We start from the raw sequence: 20,234 nt of genomic DNA on the forward strand, positions 1-20,234 counted from the left end.
TCTCAAACGTAGCCAGGAATCTCTGTCATGAGCGCCAATCCCCGCGTTGCCGAGTACGCCATCCACCCGCAGTTCACCGAGCGCTGGTCGCCGCGCGCCTTCACCGGCGAAACCATTCCCGAGGAAACCCTGCTGAGCTTCTTCGAAGCCGCGCGCTGGGCGCCGTCGGCCTACAACTCGCAGCCGTGGCGCTTTCTTTATGCGCGCCGCGACACGCCGAACTGGGAACGCTTCCTCGGCCTGCTCAATGAGTTCAACCGTGGCTGGGCGCAGCACGCCTCGGCGCTGGTGATCGTGATCTCGAAAACCACCTTCACCGCGCCGGGCGCCAGCGAGGAAACCCCGGCCCTGTGGCACACCTTCGACACCGGCTCGGCCTGGGGCCACCTGGCCCTGCAAGCCAGCATCAGCGGCTGGCACACCCACGGCATGGCCGGGTTCGACCAGGAGCTGACCCGCAAGGAGCTGAAGATTCCAGAAGGTTATGCCCTGCATGCCGCCGTGGCCGTCGGCAAGCTGGGTGACAAGGCGAGCCTCGCCGAATACCTGCAGGCCCGCGAAGAGCCAAGCCCGCGTCGCCCGCTGAGCGAAACCGCGGCCGAAGGCGATTTCAGCCTGTAAACCAGCAACCTGTAGCCGCTGCCGCAGGCTGCGATCGCCCACAACGTGGGCGCAGGATCTTGAGATCGCTGAAGTCCTTCGGACTTATCGCAGCCTTCGGCAGCGGCTACAGAGTCTGTGATTCCCCTCAATACCCCCGGGTGAAATCCACTTCGCCACGCAACGCCGTGTCGGCCTGATAGGCCCGCAGGTTGTCGATGAACAGCTGCGCCATCAGGGTCGGCGAGGTCGGCGCCGAGCTGTGGCCGGTCAGCAGCAGGCCCCAGGCGGTCCAGAACGGATGGCGCTGCGGCAGCGGTTCCTGGCGGCAGACGTCGATCACCGCCCCCGCCAGATGCCCTTCCTTCAAGGCGTCCACCAGATCCGCATCGACCACCGCGACCCCGCGGCCGACATTGATAAACAGGCCGGTCGGCTTGAAACGCTTGAACAGCGCCGTGTCGTACAGGTCATGGGTGTGCGGGGTGTTGGGCAGCAGGTTGACCACATAATCCACCTCACCGACCAAACGTCCCAGGTCCGCCAAGGCCGCCACTTCGATAAACGGCGCCTGCTCCCGGGCTTCGCTGGCAATGCCGTACAGCTCGACGCCGAACGGCAAGAGGAACTGCGCCACGCTCTGGCCGATATCGCCCGCGCCGACGATCAGCACCTTGCGCCCGGCCAGGCTCTGGCCCGTGCGGTTATCCCACTTGCGCTCGACCTGGCTGACCAGGCGCGCCAAGACTTCGCGCTCGTGACCGAGCATGTAGGTGAGCACGTATTCGGCCATGACCTGGCCGAAGATCCCCACGGCGCGGGTCAGCCGGTAATGGCGTGGCAGGCCATCGGCAAGCAGCGGCGTGATGCCGGCCCAGGTCGATTGCAGCCACTGCGGCTGGTGGCCCTGGCGCAACAGGGTGGCCAGCAGGTCCGGCTGGCCGAGCCAGACCGGGCAGTCCGCGGCCAGCTTCGACAGCTCGGCGGAATCGCCGCTGGTGAGCACTTCCAGGTCAGGTGCCAGCTGACGCAACAAACGGGCATAAATAGCGTGATCGTGTTCGGCAATCAGAACGCGCATGGTTCAAACCTTACAAAACGGTGCAGGCAGCCACCGACGGAGTATCGCTCCATCGATCGCGGCAGCCGCCAGATAGAATCAGTTCCATTTTCAACGATGCCCTGGACAGGGCATCTACAGGTGTCCGTCAGACCGGATCATTACGGCGCAGCAGCTCTTCGGGCAAGTGCTCGATGTACTCGTCCTCGGCCGGTGGCATCTGCAGGTGGTAACCCTGCTTCTCGAGGTTTTCCAGCACCTGGTGGATGTCCTCGCGCGACAGCTTGCGCTCGGGACTCAGCACCAGGTCGAAGGCGTGCTGCGGCTTGCCGAACGCCGCCAGCAGGTTTTCCGGCACGCGCTCCAGGGCATCGCTCTTGAGCACATAGAGGTACATCTCGTTCTTGCGCGGGCTTTTGTAGATCGAGCAGATACGTTTCATGGCTGTTCTCCGGCGGTGGCCAGGCTGTCGAGCAGCACCTGGCCCATCAATTCGCGGCGCCAGCCACGCAGCGAATCGGGCAATTGGTAGGGTCCGTTAGGAAAGCCGCTCTTGAGCAGGCTTTCCAGGGTTTTCTTGCGCAGCATCAGTTCCGGGGCGATGCCCAGGCGCTCGGCTTCAGCCTGACCCACAGCGCGCAGGCGCTTGAGCAGGGCCGAGGCTTCCATCGGCAACGGCTCGGGGACGGCCGGCGGCCACTGGTCGGGGCTGACGCTGGCGGCACGCTTGATCAGGCCCAGCAGGAACTCGCCGTCCTGACGCACGGTGCGCGGGTGCATGTCTTCGATTTTCGCCAGGGCGCCGAGGTTGTCCGGCTGGCTCTTGGCCAACGGCCACAGCGAGTGCTCGCGCACGATCCGGTTGCGCGGCAGGTCCCGTGCCCGTGCCTCACGCTCGCGCCAGGCGCAGAGTTCACGCAGCACCGCCAGTTGCGCGCGGGACAGTTTCCAGGCCAGCTTGGCCTCGCGGTAGACCTCATAGGGATCGACTTCGCGGCGCAGGTTGGCCACCAGCTCGGCGCCGTCTTCCAGCACCCAGTTGTATTTGTCCTCGGACAGTTTCGGCCGCAGCTGGGTGAAGACCTCGGCCAGGTGCACGGCGTCTTCGGCGGCGTAGCTGACCTGGGTTTCCGACAGCGGGCGTTGCAGCCAGTCGGAGCGGGTCTCGCCCTTGGGCAACTCGATACCCAGCACTTCCTGGACCAGCCGCGAGTAGCCCATGGAGAACCCCAGGTTCAGGTAGGCGGCCGCCAGTTGCGTATCGAACAACGGTGCCGGCAGGCTGCCGGTCAGGCGCAGCAGGACTTCGAGGTCCTCGCTGCAGGCGTGCACCACCTTGACCACCGCGCTGTTCTCCAGCAAGGCCGCCAGCGGCTGCCAGTCGTCGATGGTCAAAGGGTCGATGAGGTAAGCGCGCTGGCCATCGCCGACCTGCAACAGGCCGGCGATCGGATAGAAGGTGTCGACCCGCATGAATTCGGTGTCGAGGGCGACGAATGGCAGCTTCTGCCACTCGGTGCAGAATTGACCGAGGCTATCGTTGTCGCGAATCCAGTGAATATCGATGGCCACACGGCTCTCCCTTGAAGAATGGCGCGCAGTATATATCGCCCTCGGCGATTTCTGAGCATTCACTCGACAAGAGCCTGCGCGAAATCGGCGCCCGGGCCACAAGAATAGTCCGAACGCCGTCGGCTACCCCTGTTTGCGCAGGACGTAAACCCGCCAGGCGGCGCAGCCGGGAATGAAATCCTGGTGGCTGAGCACTTCGAACCCCGCGCCCTTGAACTCGGCCTCGACCCGCGCCCGGCTGACGTCCATGCGTGGAGCACGCTGCAATTGCAGGGTGTCGTTGCCCTCCAGCCGGTCGCGCATGACTTTCAAGCGACTATCGATGCGCACCGCGAGGATCACCGAGTCGCGACTGACCCGATGGAATTCGCCCAGCAACGCCAGGCGCGCCTCGCTGCTGGCGACATGGGGGAACAGTTGCAGGCAGACGATGCAGTCCACCGCGTTGGCCGACAGGCCGATGCTGAACGACGAACTCTGGAAAGTCCTGACCCGCCTGAGCAGGCTCGCCGGGTGGTGGGTCTGGGCGTGGTTGAGCATGTCCTGGGACGGGTCCGCCGCCAGGATCACCCGATTACTGTGCTCGCCCAGAACCGGCCAGAAGCGCCCTGCGCCGCACGCAAGATCGAGAATCAGCCCCGGCTCGCCCGCCACCTTCAACGCGCGGCGAACCAGCCACTCGTCGCGCCACAACGACAGGCGCCGCCCCAACCCGAGCGGGCGCTCGTCGCCACAGACGCGCGCGTGCGCCTGGTCATAACGCCTGGCGAACTCGAGCTCGAGGGGGGATGGAGGGTGCACGGACATGGATCTACTGGCTCTTGTAAGTCTTGGATGAAAAACAGGTTACCGCCCCGATCGTGAAAAAAAGGTCGAACGCCGATCAAGGCTTCATTGCCGCGCCAACACGCCGTCGACCACGCTGCCCCGGCAGCCGGCGAACAGGTCCAGGTCGGGCTGGTAGACCCGGCTGTCGACTTCCAGCAGACCGAGCATCGAGTGGAACAGATTGTCCTGGCTCAGCGGTTTTTCCCGGCTCAGTTGCAGGCAATGGGTGTCCACCGAGAAGGCCTTCTGATAGCTGTCCGAGAACCAGGCCAGCATTGCCACATGTTTTTGCTGCGACGGCGCGAGCATGTAGGGCGTGCCATGCAGGAACAGGTTGTATTCGCCCAGGGACTCGCCGTGGTCCGACAGATAGAGCATGGCGGTATCGACCTTGTCCTGGTTGCTGCGCAACAGGTCGATCAGGGTCGCCAGCACGTGGTCGGTGTACAGCAGCGTATTGTCGTAGCCATTGACGATGCTCTCGCGGCTGCAATTGTTCAGGGCGTTGCTCTGGCACACCGGGGTGAAGCGCTCGTATTGCTTGGGGTAGCGCTTGAAGTATTCCGGCCCGTGGCTGCCCATCTGGTGCAGGACCAGCACGGTGTCCTTGTCCAGGGTATCGATGAAGTGCTGCAGGCCCTGGAGCAGGATCTCGTCGCGGCATTCGCTGTTGGCACAGAGCGCCGGGTCCTTGAGGTTGCTGACGTCGTCGAGGGTCACCCGGTCGCAGGTGCCCTTGCAACCGGACTGGTTGTCCCGCCAGATCACCTCGAGCCCAGCGCGCTTGAGCACGTCCAGCAGCCCTTCCTCGTTCTTCGCCTTGCTGGCGTCGTAGTTCTTGCGCCCCATGTTGGAGAACATGCAGGGCACCGAGACCGCGGTCTCGGTGCCGCAGGACGACACGTCGGTAAAGGCGATCAGGCCGTTTTCCTGGCTGAGTTTCGGCGTGGTGTCGCGCTCGTAGCCCAGCACGCCGAAGTTCTCGGCCCGGGCACTTTCGCCGACCACCAGCACCGTCAGCGACTTGCGCGCATGGTTTTGCCAGGTCGGATTGCGCTGGGCATCTTCCCCGATCTTGACGAAGGGCTGGCGCGCCGAAACCACTTGCTCGCGCAGGTAGCCGATGGAAGCGCCCACGTAGTTGCTCGGCACTATCATCAGGCGCAATTCATGGTGATTGCGAAACAGCGAGGCCAGCCCCTGATAGTTGGCCAGGGCTACCCCGCCAATGGCCGCCGCGCACATAACGGATACCAGCAACTTGCTCAATAACTCGCGGTGCCAGCGACGATAATTGATCGGGGCTTTCCACAATAACCAGGAAGGCAATACACCCAGGAACAGAATATAAACAAGCAACTTCAGGGAGAGTAAGTCACGCACTTCCGTTGCATTGGTTTCGGCGAAGTTGCGAAACATTCCGGCATCTATCAGCACTCCGTACTGGCCCATGAAATAAGCCACGCCGGCACTGACCATAAACAATAAAACCAGCACCGGCTTAAATATCCGGCGAAACGCCAGCCAGGTCAGGATAAGGTTGAAGGCACAGAAGATCATCACCCCGAAAGCCACGCGCATGGCGATGCCGCGGGTGTCCGAGGCGGTAATGCTAAACAGGTGCTGCCAGAGCACAAAGTTGCAGCCAAGCAATAAAAAGGCGCAGGCAATCAACGTCACCCATTCGGGACGCAGGGGTTTGATGTTTAGCATGACGATCGACTTGTTCCTTGAAAGAAGTGCGTCGTCAGGCCTGTTATTCAATGACCGCCCACGACAGCACGAACTTTAGGTAGCCGACCATCAACGTTTCGTGAAAAAGAAGCCAACAAATAGTTGGCATAGCCCTTTGCCAAAACTTTTTTCGGTGAAAACGACCCGCGCGCACTGGCGAGCGATGCGTCTTGCCCCATTCGGGTCGGGCGCAAATAATGAGCCGCCCTCGGCCACTCCCTCGTCATCAAGGATCGACCGCATGAAAGCACGCCTTCTGCTCTGCTCGCTGCTGACCCTCAGCGCCCCGGCCTTTGCCGCGCCAAGCACCTCGCACCTGGATCAGGTCATCGAACGCGGACACCTGAACGTCTGCACCACCGGCGACTACAAGCCTTACACCTACCTGCGCGCGGACGGTGCCTATGAAGGCATCGACATTTCGATGGCGCAGTCCCTGGCGCAAAGCCTGGGGGTCGAGGTGAAGTGGGTGAAGACCACCTGGAAAACCCTGATGCCGGACTTCCTGGCAAACCAGTGCGACATCGCCGTGGGCGGTATTTCCGTGTCCCTGGAGCGACAGAAGAAAGCCTTCTTCAGCGATACCCTGGGCGTCGACGGGAAAATCCCCCTGGTGCGGTGCGCCGACAAGCAGCGCTACCAGACCGTCGAGCAGATCAACCAGCCTTCGGTGCGCCTGATCGAACCGCCGGGAGGCACCAACGAAATCTTCGCCCGGGCCCACCTGCCCAAGGCCAGCCTGACCCTGTTCGCCGACAACGTGACCATCTTCGAGCAACTGCTGGAGAACAAGGCCGACGTGATGATCACCGACGCGTCCGAAGCGCGCTTCCAGCAGAAACTCAAGCCGGGGCTGTGTGCGGTGAACCCCGAGCAGTACCTGCAATACAGTGAAAAAGCCTTCCTGTTGCCACGGGACGACGTCGCCTGGAAAAGCTATGTCGACCAGTGGCTGCACCTGAGCAAGGCCACCGGTTTCTACAGCGGCGTGGTCAATCAGTGGCTGGCGGCGCCCACGCCCTGAGCCGTCAGCCGCTCGCGAAAAGCAGTCGTCAGCAGCTCGCGAAAAGCCTGGCACGCGGCGCTGCGATAAGCGCCCTTGCGCCCCAGCAGCGCCACGCTGCGGGGCGCCAGGGGCGGTTGCAGGATCACCGGCCTCAGGCCCGGCTGCTCCTGGGTGATGGCCAGCGGCAGGATGGTCGCCAGTTGTCCGCGGCGAACGATTTCGACAATGGCGCCGATGGAGTTGGCTTCGATGGCGATGCGCGGCGTCATGCCCTGCTCGCGGCAATAACGGTCGATATGCTGGCGGGTGGCGAAATCGCCGCTGAGCAGCACCAGCGGCTGCCGCTCCAGCTCGGCCGCCGTCAGTTCCCGCGGTAGCTCGGGCTGCTGCTCGCGGCTGACCATCAGGCTCAGGCTCTCCTCGAACAACAGCTGGCTGTCGATATCCGGCAGGTGCTGCCCGGCAAAGGCAATGCCCAGGTCCAGGCGGTCTTCGGCCAGGGCCGCTTCCAGTCGGTCCTGGGTCATCTCTTCGAGGCTCAGGGCGATCCCCGGATACCGCTGGTTGAAACGGGTCAGCAGCGGCCCCGCCAGGTAAGTGATGAAAGTCGGGGTCATGCCCAGGCGCAACGAGCCGCGCCGCAGATCCTGCACGTCATGCATGGCGCGCCTGGCGGCCTCCAGGTCCTGCAGGGCCAGCCGCGCATAACGCACATAGGCCTCGCCGGCGTCGGTCAGGCGCACGGTGCGCCCCGAGCGGTCGAACAGCGGCGCGCCGAGGCTGTCCTCCAGTTGCCTGATCTGTTGCGACAGCGTCGGCTGGGACACGTGCAAGGCTTCGGCGGCGCGGGTGAAGTTGCCGTGCTCGGCGACGGCCAACAGGTAACGGATATGACGTAGCAGCATGGTGTCTCCAGGCCAGGACCGCCAACTATAGGCAGTACTTATGGCCAGCATAACAAGCCAGTCTTGGACGCTATAGCTGAAATTTCCCATCCTTGCGCCATCAGCGATGCAAGGAGAACCACCATGCGGCACATCATCGACGGCTTTCTCAAGTTCCAGCGCGAAGCCTTCCCGAAACGCAGCGAGCTGTTCAAGCAACTGGCCACCACCCAGAACCCCGGCACCCTGTTCGTCACCTGCTCCGACAGCCGGGTAGTGCCGGAACTGCTGACCCAGCAGGAGCCAGGCGATTTGTTCGTGATCCGCAACGCCGGCAATATCGTGCCCTCCTACGGGCCGGAACCGGGCGGTGTGTCGGCCACTGTGGAGTACGCGGTAGCCGTGCTCGGGGTCAGCGACATCGTGATCTGCGGGCATTCGGACTGCGGCGCCATGACCGCCATCTCCACCTGCAAATGCCTGGACCATCTGCCGGCGGTGGCCAACTGGCTGCGCCATGCCGAGTCGGCCAAGGTGGTCAATGCCGCCCGCAGCCATGCCTCGGACGAAGCCCGCCTGGATGCCCTGGTGCGGGAAAACGTGATCGCCCAGTTGGCTAACCTGAAGACCCATCCCGCGGTCGCCCTGGCCCTGGAACAGGGCCGGCTGAACCTGCACGGCTGGGTCTACGACATCGCCAGCGGCGCCATTGCCGCGCTGGACGGCCCGAGCCAGGGCTTCGTGTCCCTGGCCGAACACCCCGACGCCTGCGCCTTGGTCGGTAAACCGCGACACGCGGCTTGAACGCTCTCTTTTCAACGACCCTTTTTCAACGACTCGTTCAACAACCGTTTCACCATCCCAACGAGGAACTCGACATGCTGCAATCCCAATTCGCCCAAGCCCCACGCCTGGCCCTGGCCGACACCATCATCGACGCCAAGGCGCGCAAGAACCTGTCGTGGCAACAGCTCACCGACGGTACCGGCCTGAGCCTGGCGTTCGTCACCGCCGCCCTGCTCGGCCAGCACGCCTTGCCGGCCGCGGCCGCCGACCTGGTCTGCAGCAAGCTCGACCTGGACCAGGACGCCAGCCGCCTGCTGCAAAGCATCCCGTCGCGCGGCAGCATCCCCGGCGGCATCCCCACCGACCCGACCGTGTACCGCTTCTATGAAATGCTCCAGGTCTACGGTTCGACCCTCAAGGCACTGGTCCACGAGCAGTTCGGCGACGGCATCATCAGCGCCATCAACTTCAAGCTCGACATCAAGAAAGTCGAAGATCCGGAGGGTGGTTCCCGCGCGGTGATCACCCTGGATGGCAAGTACCTGCCGACCAAGCCGTTCTGATCGCCCGAGGCCCGCGCACCGTCGCGGGCCCCTGTAGCCGCTGCCGCAGGCTGCGATCCAGGCCGTAGGACTGGCCCGGGCAACGTGGTGCTTCCGGCAGACCGCATGTGCAGGTTTGGGGGCTGCTTCGCGGCCCAGCGCAGCCTGCGGCAGCGGCTACAGGTGTTATTTGATTTCTAGATAGTCCTGCACACTTTCTGATTTGCTCCGGCCACGCCCCTCCCCGCCTAATCAGCGCCTGAATTGTTCAAGGTCTGGTTATGGAAAACGTTCGCGCGACAACCCGCCCCGTCTTCTGGCTGATGCTCAGCGTGACGCTGGTGGCCTTGAACCTGCGGCCGTCGATGGCCGCCGTCGGCCCCTTGCTGTCCGGGATTCGTGGCGATATCGCCCTGAGTTTCAGCGGCGCCGCGCTGCTGACCATGCTGCCAGTCATGGCCATGGGCCTGGCGATGTTCCTCGGCGTGCGCATCGGCCAGCGCCTGGGCGACCACCGCAGCGTGGTGATTTCGCTGCTGGTCATTGGCCTGGCCACCCTGTCGCGGCTGTTCCTCGATTCGGCCGCCGAACTGATCCTCAGCGCCGTGCTCGCCGGCCTCGGCATCGCCCTGATCCAGTCGCTGATGCCGGCACTGATCAAGTCGCGCTTTCCCGACAATGTCTCGCTGTTCATGGGCCTGTACGTCACCTCGATCATGGGGGGCGCGGCGGTCGCGGCGTCCTTTGCCCCGCTGGTGATGAGCCGCACCGGCAGCTGGCGGCTGGGCCTGGCGATCTGGGCGGCGCTGGCGGTCCTGGCGCTGCTGTTCTGGTACGCGCAACGGGCGGCCATGCCGAAACTGCCTGGCGCCGCGACGCACCACGAATCTTTTGCCGGCAACCGTCGCGCCTGGCTGCTGGCGATCTTCTTCGGCCTGGGCACGGCGTCCTACACCTGCGTCCTGGCGTGGCTGGCCCCCTATTACGTGGAACAGGGCTGGAGCGAACAGGACGCCGGCCTGCTGCTGGGATTTCTCACCGCCATGGAGGTGATCTCGGGCCTGGTGACGCCGGCCATCGCCAACCGCAGCCAGGACCGCCGCCGGGTGCTGGTGGCCTTGCTGGCGCTGATCATCGCCGGCTTCTGCGGGCTGATCCTCAGCCCCCGGCACCTGAGCCTGCTCTGGCCGTGCCTGCTCGGCCTGGGTATCGGCGGGTTGTTTCCCATGAGCCTGATCGTGTCCCTCGACCATCTGGACCATCCGCGGCGTGCCGGTGGCCTGACGGCCTTCGTGCAAGGCATCGGCTACCTGATCGCCGGCCTGTCGCCGCTGCTCGCCGGGATCATCCGCGACCGCCTGGGCAGTTTCGAGTGGGCCTGGTGGTCGCTGACCGCGGTCATGGCGCTGATGATCCTGATGGTCCTGCGCTTCGATCCGCGGCACTACCACCGCCACTTCCAATGACCCGGGGAACGCGCTCATGAAACCCGCCAGCTTGCTCAACGCCCATCTCGGCATGCTGCTGTGGGCGATGTTGATCGCCGCTTCTTTTTTCGCCGCGGCCCGGGTCAGTCAGGCCGTCGACCCGCTGTTGCTGACGGGCCTGCGCCTGCTGTTGTCGGCCCTGATGTTCGTGCCGGCGCTGTGGCTCAACGGCACGCTCCGGATCAACCGCGCCGGGCTGCGGGCGCATGCCATGCTTGGGTTGCTGCTGGCGATCTATTTCGCTTCGCTGTTCGAGGCGCTGCGGCATACCTCGGCGATCAATACCGGCATCCTGTTCGCTCTGGTGCCGCTGCTGACCCTGCTGTTCGAGGGCCTCCTGCTGAGCGACAACCCAGCAAAAAACCGCCTGTTGCCGATGCTGCTGGCGGCCGCCGGGGCCATGCTGCTGACCTTCAGGGGCGGCGGCGCCGAGGGTATGCCGTCGCTCTACGCGGTCGGCGTGTATGGGGTCGGTTGCCTGGCCATGGCCGGTTATTCGCCGCTGAGCCAACGGCTGAAAGCCACCAGCCTGAAAGATCGCAGCCCGGCCGCCATGACCTTCTGGAACATGTTGTTCGGCGCGCTGTTCCTGTTCGCCTTCTGCCTGCCGGGCGGTGGTTGGCGCAGCGCCGTCCTGCTCACTCTCAACGACAGTCTGTGGCTGCTGTACCTGGCCTTGTTCGCCACCCTGGCGACTTTTTGGCTGCTGCACCGGGCCATCGGGGTGATCGCACCGGCCACGGTCATTTCCTACATCTACCTGAGCACCCTGTTCATCACTCTCTTCCACTGGTTCGTGCTGGGCCGGCATCCCTTGCCGGGCGAGCTGCTCGGCGCGCTGCTGGTGGGCCTGGGCATGCTCGCCCTGATCCTCGGCAGCCGCCGGCCAGTCCTGGTGCCCGGTTGAAGGCGCAACACCAAGGGACAGCCGCTACGCGCCGCGCCACACCGCACAGGTCGTGTTCTCGGAATTAATTGTCCCTTCGCTATCCGTGAAACCCCGGGGCAAGGATTCAATTAGGACGATCGTTCCGTTAGCATCAGGCAGGTTTGCGCACGACCGCGCGAGGTGCTCAACGAGACGGAACTGATGCTGAACAGTAACTTGCTTAGAAAGCTCGATATGCAGGACCTGATGGTGTTCGTCGCCGTGTACGAGCAAAGCAGCGTGACCGGGGTCTCGGAAACCCTGTGCGTGAGTCAGTCGACCGTCAGCTACTGCCTGAAAAAACTGCGCACCGGCTTCGAGGACGAGCTGTTCATCAATACCCGCACCGGCATGCGTCCGACCTACAAAGCCAGCACCATGTACAGCCATGTGCTGAAGATTCTCGAAAGCATCAACCTGTGCCATTCCGGGGTCCAGGCTTTCGACCCGACCCGCCAGGCCGTCACCTTCAATGTCTGCGCGCCGGAATATTTCGAACTGCTGATCCTGCCGCGGCTGCTCAAGGGCTTCGACTTCGCCGACCTGCCGGTGACGGTCAACGTGCACAAGCTGGAAACCGATATCCCCGCCGAGGAACTGCGCGACGGCAGCCTGGACCTGGTGGTCTGCTTCGGTCCGAACTTTCACCACAACCACCCCGACCTCAAGTCGCAGGTGCTGCTCGAGGATGACCTGGTGTGTGTCTTCGACAAGCGCGCGACGCCGCCGCTGGAACCGCGTTTCAGCCTGCAGTCGTTCGTCGAGCGTCGGCACGTCTACCCCACGCCCTGGACCTCGACCACCAACATGGTCGATGGCTGGCTGGCCCGCCAGGCCCACCGGCGGCAGATCGTCGCGCGCTCCAACAGCTACAGCGCGGCGCTGAAAATGATCACCGGCACCGACTTCATCCTGACCCTGCCGCGGCGCATCCAGGCGCTGCTGACCAACGACGCGGTGTTCAGCCATTGCGAAGCGCCCAACGGCCTGCCGGGCTTTACCCTGGACATGCAATGGAGCGCCCACACCGACCAGGACAGCGCCAACACCTGGTTCCGCGAGCAAGTGGTCAAGGTCTGCGCGCAGCAGGGCCTATTGTAGGTCCAGGCCCTGTGGCATTCCGGCTCAGTGGCCGATGCTGAGCTTGCCGTAGGACTCGCGGTCGATATCCAGGATCTCCACCGCCAGTTGCAACTCGACGCCGGCCGGCCATTCACAGAGTTCCTGCAGCACCGCCAGCAGGCTTTGCGAAAGCTGCTTCTTGATCTCTGGCGAACGCCCGCTGAGCAACGACAGCTTCACATGCACGAACGCCCGCTCGCCGAGGCCGGTGCCGACGCGAAACGTCTCGACCTTGCGCGCGCGGCTCTTGATGTCGTATTCAGCGAACTGCCCGGACGCCACCAACGCGTTGTTGAACCGCAGCAAGGCCTTGTCGGCATCCAGTTGCGACAGGTTGGCGGTGTATTCCATATGCAGATGAGGCATGGCGGATCTCCCTGAAAGGTGGGGGTGAAAAGGCGCTCCATACTACACGCCTCGCGACCGCCTGCCTGAGTCCTCTACGAAGGGATAAGAGATTCAACGCGCCTTGAGCGGCGCCAGGTCGCGGTCGCTCATGAACGCCTCCAGCCGCGAACGCAGCCAGCGTTCGGCCGGGTCGGTGTCGACATGACTGAGCCAGACCATGGACAGGTCCAGGGTCGGGGTCTTGAACGGAAACGGCTCCTGGAACAACTGCCCCGACGCCGCCATGGCCGCCGCCGTGTAGTCCGGCAGGCTGGCGATCATGTCGGTCCCCGCCAGCAACGCCGGCAGCGAACTGTACTGCGGCACCGACAACACCACATGGCGCTGTCGACCGATCTCGGCCAGCCATTCATCGGCAAAGCCGCTGACATTGGCCGTGTGCGACACCAGCACATGCGGACGGGAACAGTATTCGTCGAGGGTCAGTGGCGTGTCGCTGGCATCGGCGCGCAGCACGCTGGGCTGGATATGCCGCAGCAGCTTGCGCTTGGCATTGGCCGGCAGCCCGCGGGTCTGGCTGATGCCCACGGTGATGTCGCCGGCGGCCAGCAGATCCGGGATCCGCCAGTAGTCCGCGTGCTGCACTACGAACACTACCTTCGGCGCTTCCTGGCGCAAGGTCCGCAGCAGCGGCGGCAACAGGCCGAATTCGACGTCGTCGGACAAGCCGATGCGAAAGGTCATGGTGCTGCTGGCGGGATCGAAATCGTGGGTCAGGCTCAGGGCCGAGGACAAGGCATCCAGCGCCGGCGACAGGTGCTGGATCAGCTCTTCGGCGCGGGCGGTCGGCTCCATCCTGTGGCCCACGCGAATGAACAGCGGATCGTTGAAGATCGCGCGCAAGCGATTGAGCGCCGAACTGATGGTCGGCTGGCCGAGAAACAGCTTCTCCGCCGCCCGGGTCACATTGCGCTCGAGCATCAGGGTTTCGAACACCACCATCAGGTTGATATCGGCCTTGCGCAGTTCGTTGCGATTCATCCGCGTGCTCCATCCCCAGGTCGGAGCCCAGTGTAGAAAGGCCCCGCAACGGCGTCTATCGCCATTGAAGGGGCTTGGTTCAACCCTGAATGTTCAGGGGAAGGTAAAGGTGAACTCCGCCGCGCCATCGGCATCGCCGACCTTGACCTCGGCATCGCTGCCGGTGCGGATGTAGCCGGCCCGCAGCGGGATGATCGCGCTGTCGCCCACCCGTTGCATGTCGTAGCGGGTGCCGTCGTATTTGACCCGCTGCCCGTTCAGGTCGTTGATCATGATGATGCCGAAGCCCTTGGCGCTGTTGGGCGAAGCCGCCAGGTTGAGCACCGACGGGTCGGTGTGAGCGGCAACTTTGTCGGTGAAGGTGATCTGCGGCCTGGCATTCAATGCGCACTGGCTCAGCTCGATGCGAAACGGTACCGGCGACGAAGTCGAACCCACCTTGGGAAAATTGGCCAGGGAGAAACGCCCGAGCTTCACCGGTATGGTCCTGTACGACTCCACCACACAGGTGTTGGGAACGGTGATCCCGCCTCCCCCGCCCATATTGATGATGGCGGGGCCCATCAAGGAGTAGGGTTTGCGGCAGATGCCGATGGGCATGTTGTCGTTCGGAATGGTGACCTCCCCTCCCAGGCTGGCCACCCCCTTGAGCAGGTCGACCGCATACAGCATCAGCCCCGAGCTGCCGGCGACACGGTCGATCACCAGCTCGCCGCTGGGCAACTGGCTGGGGGGCACCGTGAGGATCAGCGATTGCAGATAGTTGGTCACCATCAGCGAACGCTGGTTCTGGCCTGCGCCGGGGTCATAGATAACCTGGTTCTTTTCCAACGCTACGGGCTTGGACACCTGGGTGATATTCCTGAGGACGCCGTCGGAGGAGTTCACCGCGATCTTGAAACCGATACCGTCGATGTTGGTCGGGGCGATGGCGTCGGGCAGCGGCGTACCCGCGGTCCAGTATCCGGCAGAGACCAACTCATGGGCCTTGTTACCCGTAGCCCCGCCATATCGGTAGTTGGTGATCAGGGCCACCGGTCGTTGCCACAGGACGGAGCCTACCGGCGTGGTGCTGGTCAACGGCGTCACTTCCACCCAGGGCCGGCCGGCACCGTTACTGAACGAGCAGTCGATTGCCTGGCTTTCCACCAAGGCGGCCTGGGCCGTCGCGCCGATCAAGCCCGGGAGCAAACAAGCCAGTACCTGGGCGCTGCGGTAGAACCGACGTACGTGGCCGGCGGGCCTCAACGCCAATAGATGGGTCATGGGGCCATTCTCCATGCTCTGCTTGAGCCCGGCCGTGTTGGCCGACCGGGTTTCGTTGCTCATGGAAGACCCGCATCGCGGATCATCCTGAAAGAGGTGATGAATCCTGAAAAACCGATACGCCATGCCGCGGCATGACGTATCGGGAACCCGCGATACCTGAGTATCAGCGGGTGGTGCCGAGGGTTACTGGATGATTCCCAGGTTCATGCCGGAAAGCGGTACCTGGGCAGCCTCGCCCAGTGCCGAGTTGTATTTCATCTCGCCATAGTTGACGCCGACCAGGCCGCCGTAAGTCTGGTAGCTCGGGTAATTGGCGTTGATCTTGCCACTGGCCACCGATTGACGAACTTTGCCCATGTTCAGCCCCACCAGGCCACCGAGCCTCGTGTAGTAACCGCCGCTCACCGAGCCCAGGGCCAGGGAGTTGAAGATCTGGCCATGGTTCTGCCCCACCAACCCACCGATGTTACTGTCCCGATCACCGTAGACAGTGCCCTTGGCCGTAGCGGTTTCGATAGTCGAGCCCAGGGTGCGACCGTTGGTACCCACCAGGCCACCCACGAAGCTGTTGCTCCCGGCCCGGACTTCACCACTGGCTTCGACCGAACTCAGGTCACCGTCGTTGTTGCCGATCAACCCGCCGACATTGCTGTTGCTGCCTGCCACGACCTTGCCGCGAGCCACGACGTGGCTGACGGTACCGCCGTAGTTACTGCCGATCAGCCCGCCGGTATTGCTGTTGGCACCCGCGGTGACATTGGCCAAGGCCTCGGCGGTGTCTATTTTGCCGTAGAAGTTCTGGCCGACCAGGCCACCGACATTGGTGCCCGAAGTGTCGTAGACCGTACCGCTGGTCTTGACGTCGTTCAGCGTGCTGTTCTGGTTGTAACCGATCAGCCCGCCTGCCGAGGCACTGCCGTAACCGTTGACCTTACCGCTGAAGCTGGACTCCCTGACCGCACTGTTGGTGTTGAACCCGATCAGGCCGCCAATGTTGCTGGCGCTGTGACCCTGCACCGTTGCCGAGGAGCTGGACCGCTCGACCGTGCCTGCCTGGTTGTAACCGATCAGCCCGCCTACATTCGTGCCCACATAGCTGCACGAGTAGGTACCGACTGAACCGCTGCTGGAAGAGTCGGCGATATAACCGCCCCTGTTGGTACCGACCAGACCGCCCGCACCACCAGCGAAGTTGCGCGCCAGGTACCCGCCGATGGCGACATTCGCCAAACTGTTGGTAATGCTCGCGGAACCCGTACCCCCTGAAACGTTTTCACCGACCAGGCCACCCACCGACGTGGTATAGCTGTTGCCATTCACGTAGGAGTTGCCCCCCACCGATGCGCGATCGATCGCACCGCCAGCATTGAGCCCGACCAGGCCACCCACGACGTTGGTGTTCGAGGCGTTGGCGTTGACGCGCAGGCCAGTGGCGCTGACGTTGGTCAGGGTCCCGGTGTTCACCCCCACCAGGCCGCCGATATAGCTGAAGCCCACTCCGGAGGTAGTGCCATTGACGGTCATGTTGGCCAGCTTCAGGTTACTGATACTGCCCGAGTTGCCGGCGAACAGACCAACCATGGGCCCGGTATTGGTCACCGTGAAACCGCTGACGGTATTGCCCAGGCCATCGAAGACGCCAGAGAAGGTGCCATTGCCGCCAATGGACTTGAAGTTGCCGTAACCCTTGATGTCGGTCCCCAGGACATACAAGCCATTGAGGTTGTTATTGACCGCCTGCAACTGGGCGGTGTTTTGAATGACATCGTAAAGCGCGCCGTTCGAATCGAACGAGGCCCCGGTACCGGACAGAGTGACCTTCGCGTCCTGCCCTAGGGCATAGCCGCTGCCATGGTTCATCCCAAGGCTGGCATTGGCCCCACTGAGGGTCACGTTGCCGTTGAGCCGGATGGCTTTATCGGCATTCATCTCGACCCGGGCCTTGATACCGGTGCTGGCCAGTCCGCCATTGACCTCGATGTCGCGCTTGGAAGACAGCTTCAGCTGATTGCCACTGTTCCAGGTGACGGGACCACCCACCACCACATCGCCGGCACTGCTGGCCAGTTCGATATTGGTGGTCGCCAGGTTGTTCGACAAGGTATCGGCGTAGGCGGTGTCGCTGCCCGATGCCGCTGTCGGATTGACCTTGACCTCGCGCGAGGTGATCTTCCAGCTGCCGGTCTGGCCGTTGCTGGCCTGGGTATTGACCCGGGTCGCCAGTTGCACCTCGGTATTCGCGCCTTTGGTCTCGATCACACCGCCGTTACCCACGGCGCCGATGGCACTGGCGGTCATCGCCCCGCCTACCAGCACCTTGCCCATATCGCCGCCATCGAGGGTGATCTTGCCGGCTGTGCCACGCAGGGTATTGGCCTCGATGGTGCCCTGGTTGTTGACCACGGTCCGCAACATGTCGCCGGCACTCTTGGCGGTCATCAGCACCTGGCCGCCGTCAGCCTTGAGCAGGCCACCGTTTTTCACCAGGGCATCCACTGCGGCACCATCGACTTGCAGGTTGAGCAGGTTGTTGCCGTCGAAGTTCACGGTGAACTTGTCCCCCGCGCCCAGTACCACCCGGCCCATTTGCGCCTGGATCACCCCATCGTTGCGAACGTTGGTCCCCAGCAGCGCCACGTTGCCGCCCTGGTCGGCAATGATGTCGCCGTTGTTGATGATCTCCGCCGACGAGTTGCCCGAGAAATTGTATTTGCCGGCCTTGAAGTCATCGTCGCTGATGCTTCGGGTCGAAGCCACCAGACCACCCACGTTGACCTGGGCGCCCTGGCCGAACACTACGCCGTTGGGGTTGACCAGGAATACCTGGCCATTGGCATTGATCCGGCCCTGGATGTTACTGGCATTGGTTCCGATGACGCGGTTCAGCGCAACCGAGCTTTTACCGGGCTGGTTGAAGGTAACCCTCTCGCCCTTTGCGACGCTGAAGTCGTTCCAGTTGGTGATCAGCTTGTCGGTATGCTGGTTGATCGACATTTCCTTGTTATTGCCGAAGATCAGAATATCGCCGGTACCGTGCACCACGGTTCCCCCCGTCGGCAGGGCGAATGCCGAGGACATGGCGCCCGCTCCCAGCAGGCTGACAGCCGCCACGACCATCCCCTTGCGCGCACCCGACTTGCGCCGGCGACGTGCCCCTTCATGAGCCACATTCCAGCATGCCAGGGCCTGGTTCCAAACCAGTGCATACATTTTGTTCACGGTAACGCCCTCTTCACTAAAGAACGTTCTGCAAACCATTTGCAGAACGACACCACTCCTGCTACGAGCAGGTACTAGAAATATTGCGTCGCGTTCATCCAGACCTGGGGGCGGCGCTCCGGCTTGTCCCGGGTCTTGCCGTTGTCATGCAGCGGCCAGGCGAGCGTCAGGTTGACTTGCTGCGAAGGCCCCGCCCAGCTGGCACCGATACCGGTCGCCGTGATCCGGCGGGTATTGTTTTCGGAGGTCCAGGGTTGGCGGTTGACCTTGACCGTGCCCGTGTCGGCGAAAGCACTGAGCTGCCAGCGTGGAGCCAGCGCGTAGCGCAATTCGGTACTGGCCTGCCAGCCCTGGTCGCCACTGCCGGCGCCCAATGAATAGCCACGCACACCGTAGGGACCGCCAAGGCCGAGCTTTTCCGAGTTGTCCAGGTTGCTGTTGGCCCATTGCGCACTCAGCCGGGTATAGAGCTGGAAACGGTCGCTCAGGCGCTGCAGGCGCGCGGCGTTGAGATTGAGCTTGGCGAACCCGCCCGAGATGCCTGCGGTACGAGTATCGCTAACCTCTTCCTCGCGGTCGCCAAAACGCAACCGACCGCTGCCGTAGGACAGATCGAAGAAGTTCTGGCCTCCCCGAAAAAAACGGTCCTGGCTGTTGCCGCTGAGGCTCAGGGTCCACAGGCCGATCCGCTTGCGGTTACTGAATTCGAACAGGTCGATATCGTCGCGCAGCCGTTTGTCTTCGTATTGCAGTTGCGCAGTGAGGTCGAAGGTGCGGCTGCGCACCAGCGGCTGGGCGACGAAAAAACTGCGAAAGCTGGCGGTACCGTGGTAGTCGAGGACCTCGAAGTCCCTGTACAGGCGGTAGCTCATTTCCGAGTACGCACCGCCGACTCGGGTCGACCAGGGCCCGACCGGTAACTGGTAGGCCGCCCGGTAATAACGCTGCGACTCGTCGCTGCGCATCGCCCGCAGGCTGAGCTGGTCGCCGAGGCGCAAGGGGTTGTTGAGGTTGAGGCTGCCGCCCAGGCGGTATTCGCCTGTGTAGTAGCCACCGAAGTTGTCCGCCTCCAGGGTGCCATTCAGCAGCGGCCCGGGCTCGGCGTCGATCACCAGGTCGGTGGTCCCGTACTCCTGGCCAGGACGCAAGGTGCCCCGGGCCTGGACCCCGGGCAGGTCGCTCAACAGCAAGAGGCTGCGCTCCAGGTCCGCGTCGTATACCGCCTCGCCGCTGTTCAGCGCCGACAGCGGCGCATGCACCACCTGATCCAGGGCGCGCGAACGGTTCTGCACTTCGATGCGTCCGTAACGCCCCTCCACCACGGCGATCCGCACCAGGCCGTTTTCAATGTCCTGGGGCGGTAGGAAAGCGCGGGCCAGTACATAACCCCGCTTCTGGTAGTAGTCGGTAATACGCTGCGCGGCTGCGCGCAAACCGTTCAGGTCCAGCTCCTGGCCCTGCAGGTCGGCCAGCAGCGGCTGCAGGCGCTCGGTGGCGAAAACCTGGTTGCCCTCGATGGCAAACGCCTGGACCTGCACCCGGATCCCGGAGGTGTCCGGGGCTGCTGGCGCGGTGGGTGTCTCGGCCTTGGGCAGATCCAACTCCAGCTCCGAAGGAACTGGCTGGACCGGCTGGACCGACTCGATGTCACGCATCGCCTGACCGGCGCTAGGTACCTGCAAGGCCAAGGCGATATCGGGCACCGCCAGGGGCAGCAGCGCCGCCAGCACGAAACACGACCCACGCCGCCCCAGACTCATGCCCACCGGTCGCGCACCCTCGGGCGCTCGACCGCAACCGCATGACGA

At 63.5% G+C, this 20,234-nt stretch carries 18 protein-coding genes; 7 read left to right on the top strand and 11 right to left on the bottom strand.

The features are described 5' to 3' along the window. Positions 1-27: 27 nt before the first annotated feature. Positions 28-621 (top strand): nitroreductase family protein, encoded by a 594-nt coding sequence (locus tag J4E58_RS06355; RefSeq protein WP_087089047.1) that lies wholly within the window; start codon positions 28-30, stop codon positions 619-621. Positions 622-748: 127 nt separating this feature from the next. Here J4E58_RS06355 and J4E58_RS06360 read toward each other — a convergent pair whose 3' ends face one another. The 5 genes from J4E58_RS06360 to J4E58_RS06380 all read right to left on the bottom strand — a co-directional run bounded on the left by J4E58_RS06360 (position 749) and on the right by J4E58_RS06380 (position 5,773). Beyond that, complete coding sequence (locus tag J4E58_RS06360) at positions 749-1,681, bottom strand: D-2-hydroxyacid dehydrogenase (RefSeq protein WP_087089049.1); 933 nt, start codon at positions 1,679-1,681, stop codon at positions 749-751. 127 nt (positions 1,682-1,808) lie between these two features. Then, positions 1,809-2,102: a YcgL domain-containing protein gene (locus J4E58_RS06365; RefSeq protein ID WP_007926915.1), complete on the bottom strand. Its 294-nt coding sequence runs from the start codon at positions 2,100-2,102 to the stop codon at positions 1,809-1,811. Continuing rightward, positions 2,099-3,232 carry a ribonuclease D gene (gene rnd / locus J4E58_RS06370; protein WP_087089051.1) on the bottom strand — a complete coding sequence of 378 codons (1,134 nt, stop codon included), beginning with the start codon at positions 3,230-3,232 and terminating at the stop codon, positions 2,099-2,101. Before rnd ends, J4E58_RS06365 begins: the two co-directional genes overlap by 4 nt. 123 nt (positions 3,233-3,355) lie before the next feature. After that, positions 3,356-4,039 carry a class I SAM-dependent methyltransferase gene (locus J4E58_RS06375; protein WP_087089053.1) on the bottom strand — a complete coding sequence of 228 codons (684 nt, stop codon included), beginning with the start codon at positions 4,037-4,039 and terminating at the stop codon, positions 3,356-3,358. Positions 4,040-4,123: 84 nt separating this feature from the next. Continuing rightward, entirely contained in the window at positions 4,124-5,773 is a 1,650-nt protein-coding gene (locus tag J4E58_RS06380; RefSeq protein WP_087089055.1) for a phosphoethanolamine transferase, read from the bottom strand. A gap of 262 nt (positions 5,774-6,035) precedes the next feature. On the opposite strand from J4E58_RS06380, the gene J4E58_RS06385 reads away from it, so the two are divergent. Further along, positions 6,036-6,818 (top strand): transporter substrate-binding domain-containing protein, encoded by a 783-nt coding sequence (locus tag J4E58_RS06385; RefSeq protein ID WP_087089057.1) that lies wholly within the window; start codon positions 6,036-6,038, stop codon positions 6,816-6,818. On the opposite strand, the gene cynR is transcribed toward J4E58_RS06385, so the two are convergent. Further along, on the bottom strand, positions 6,791-7,705 hold the full coding sequence (gene cynR / locus J4E58_RS06390; RefSeq protein WP_087089059.1) for a transcriptional regulator CynR: 915 nt from the start codon (positions 7,703-7,705) through the stop codon (positions 6,791-6,793). The two genes, J4E58_RS06385 and cynR, sit on opposite strands and share 28 nt — an antisense overlap. Before the next feature lie 123 nt (positions 7,706-7,828). On the opposite strand from cynR, the gene J4E58_RS06395 reads away from it, so the two are divergent. The 5 genes from J4E58_RS06395 to J4E58_RS06415 all read left to right on the top strand — a co-directional run bounded on the left by J4E58_RS06395 (position 7,829) and on the right by J4E58_RS06415 (position 12,528). Continuing rightward, entirely contained in the window at positions 7,829-8,488 is a 660-nt protein-coding gene (locus J4E58_RS06395) for a carbonic anhydrase (protein ID WP_007926930.1), read from the top strand. Positions 8,489-8,562: 74 nt separating this feature from the next. After that, on the top strand, positions 8,563-9,033 hold the full coding sequence (gene cynS / locus J4E58_RS06400) for a cyanase (RefSeq protein WP_009042607.1): 471 nt from the start codon (positions 8,563-8,565) through the stop codon (positions 9,031-9,033). A 260-nt stretch (positions 9,034-9,293) separates the two neighbouring features. Beyond that, the gene (locus J4E58_RS06405; RefSeq protein WP_087089061.1) at positions 9,294-10,478 is read left to right on the top strand and encodes a cyanate transporter; all 1,185 of its coding nucleotides are present in this window, start codon (positions 9,294-9,296) and stop codon (positions 10,476-10,478) included. A 16-nt stretch (positions 10,479-10,494) separates the two neighbouring features. Next, positions 10,495-11,406 carry a DMT family transporter gene (locus J4E58_RS06410; RefSeq protein WP_087089063.1) on the top strand — a complete coding sequence of 304 codons (912 nt, stop codon included), beginning with the start codon at positions 10,495-10,497 and terminating at the stop codon, positions 11,404-11,406. Positions 11,407-11,589: 183 nt separating this feature from the next. Further along, the gene (locus tag J4E58_RS06415) at positions 11,590-12,528 is read left to right on the top strand and encodes a LysR family transcriptional regulator (RefSeq protein ID WP_007928853.1); all 939 of its coding nucleotides are present in this window, start codon (positions 11,590-11,592) and stop codon (positions 12,526-12,528) included. Positions 12,529-12,552: 24 nt separating this feature from the next. Here the strand turns inward: J4E58_RS06415 and J4E58_RS06420 are convergent, their stop codons facing one another. The 5 genes from J4E58_RS06420 to J4E58_RS06440 all read right to left on the bottom strand — a co-directional run bounded on the left by J4E58_RS06420 (position 12,553) and on the right by J4E58_RS06440 (position 20,186). Next, on the bottom strand, positions 12,553-12,915 hold the full coding sequence (locus tag J4E58_RS06420) for a 5-carboxymethyl-2-hydroxymuconate Delta-isomerase (RefSeq protein WP_087089065.1): 363 nt from the start codon (positions 12,913-12,915) through the stop codon (positions 12,553-12,555). A gap of 93 nt (positions 12,916-13,008) precedes the next feature. Next, positions 13,009-13,938, bottom strand: a complete 930-nt coding sequence (locus J4E58_RS06425) for a LysR substrate-binding domain-containing protein (protein ID WP_007928849.1) — start codon at positions 13,936-13,938, stop codon at positions 13,009-13,011. Positions 13,939-14,031: 93 nt separating this feature from the next. Continuing rightward, positions 14,032-15,267, bottom strand: coding sequence for a fimbrial protein (locus tag J4E58_RS06430; protein WP_256580901.1), 1,236 nt, complete (start codon positions 15,265-15,267; stop codon positions 14,032-14,034). Positions 15,268-15,390: 123 nt separating this feature from the next. Beyond that, positions 15,391-18,426: a GLUG motif-containing protein gene (locus tag J4E58_RS06435; protein ID WP_087089067.1), complete on the bottom strand. Its 3,036-nt coding sequence runs from the start codon at positions 18,424-18,426 to the stop codon at positions 15,391-15,393. Between the two features lie 74 nt (positions 18,427-18,500). Beyond that, positions 18,501-20,186, bottom strand: coding sequence for a ShlB/FhaC/HecB family hemolysin secretion/activation protein (locus J4E58_RS06440; protein ID WP_087089069.1), 1,686 nt, complete (start codon positions 20,184-20,186; stop codon positions 18,501-18,503). Positions 20,187-20,234 lie beyond the last annotated feature (48 nt).

Source organism: Pseudomonas sp. FW305-25 (assembly GCF_017351415.1).
GTDB lineage: Bacteria > Pseudomonadota > Gammaproteobacteria > Pseudomonadales > Pseudomonadaceae > Aquipseudomonas > Aquipseudomonas chlororaphis.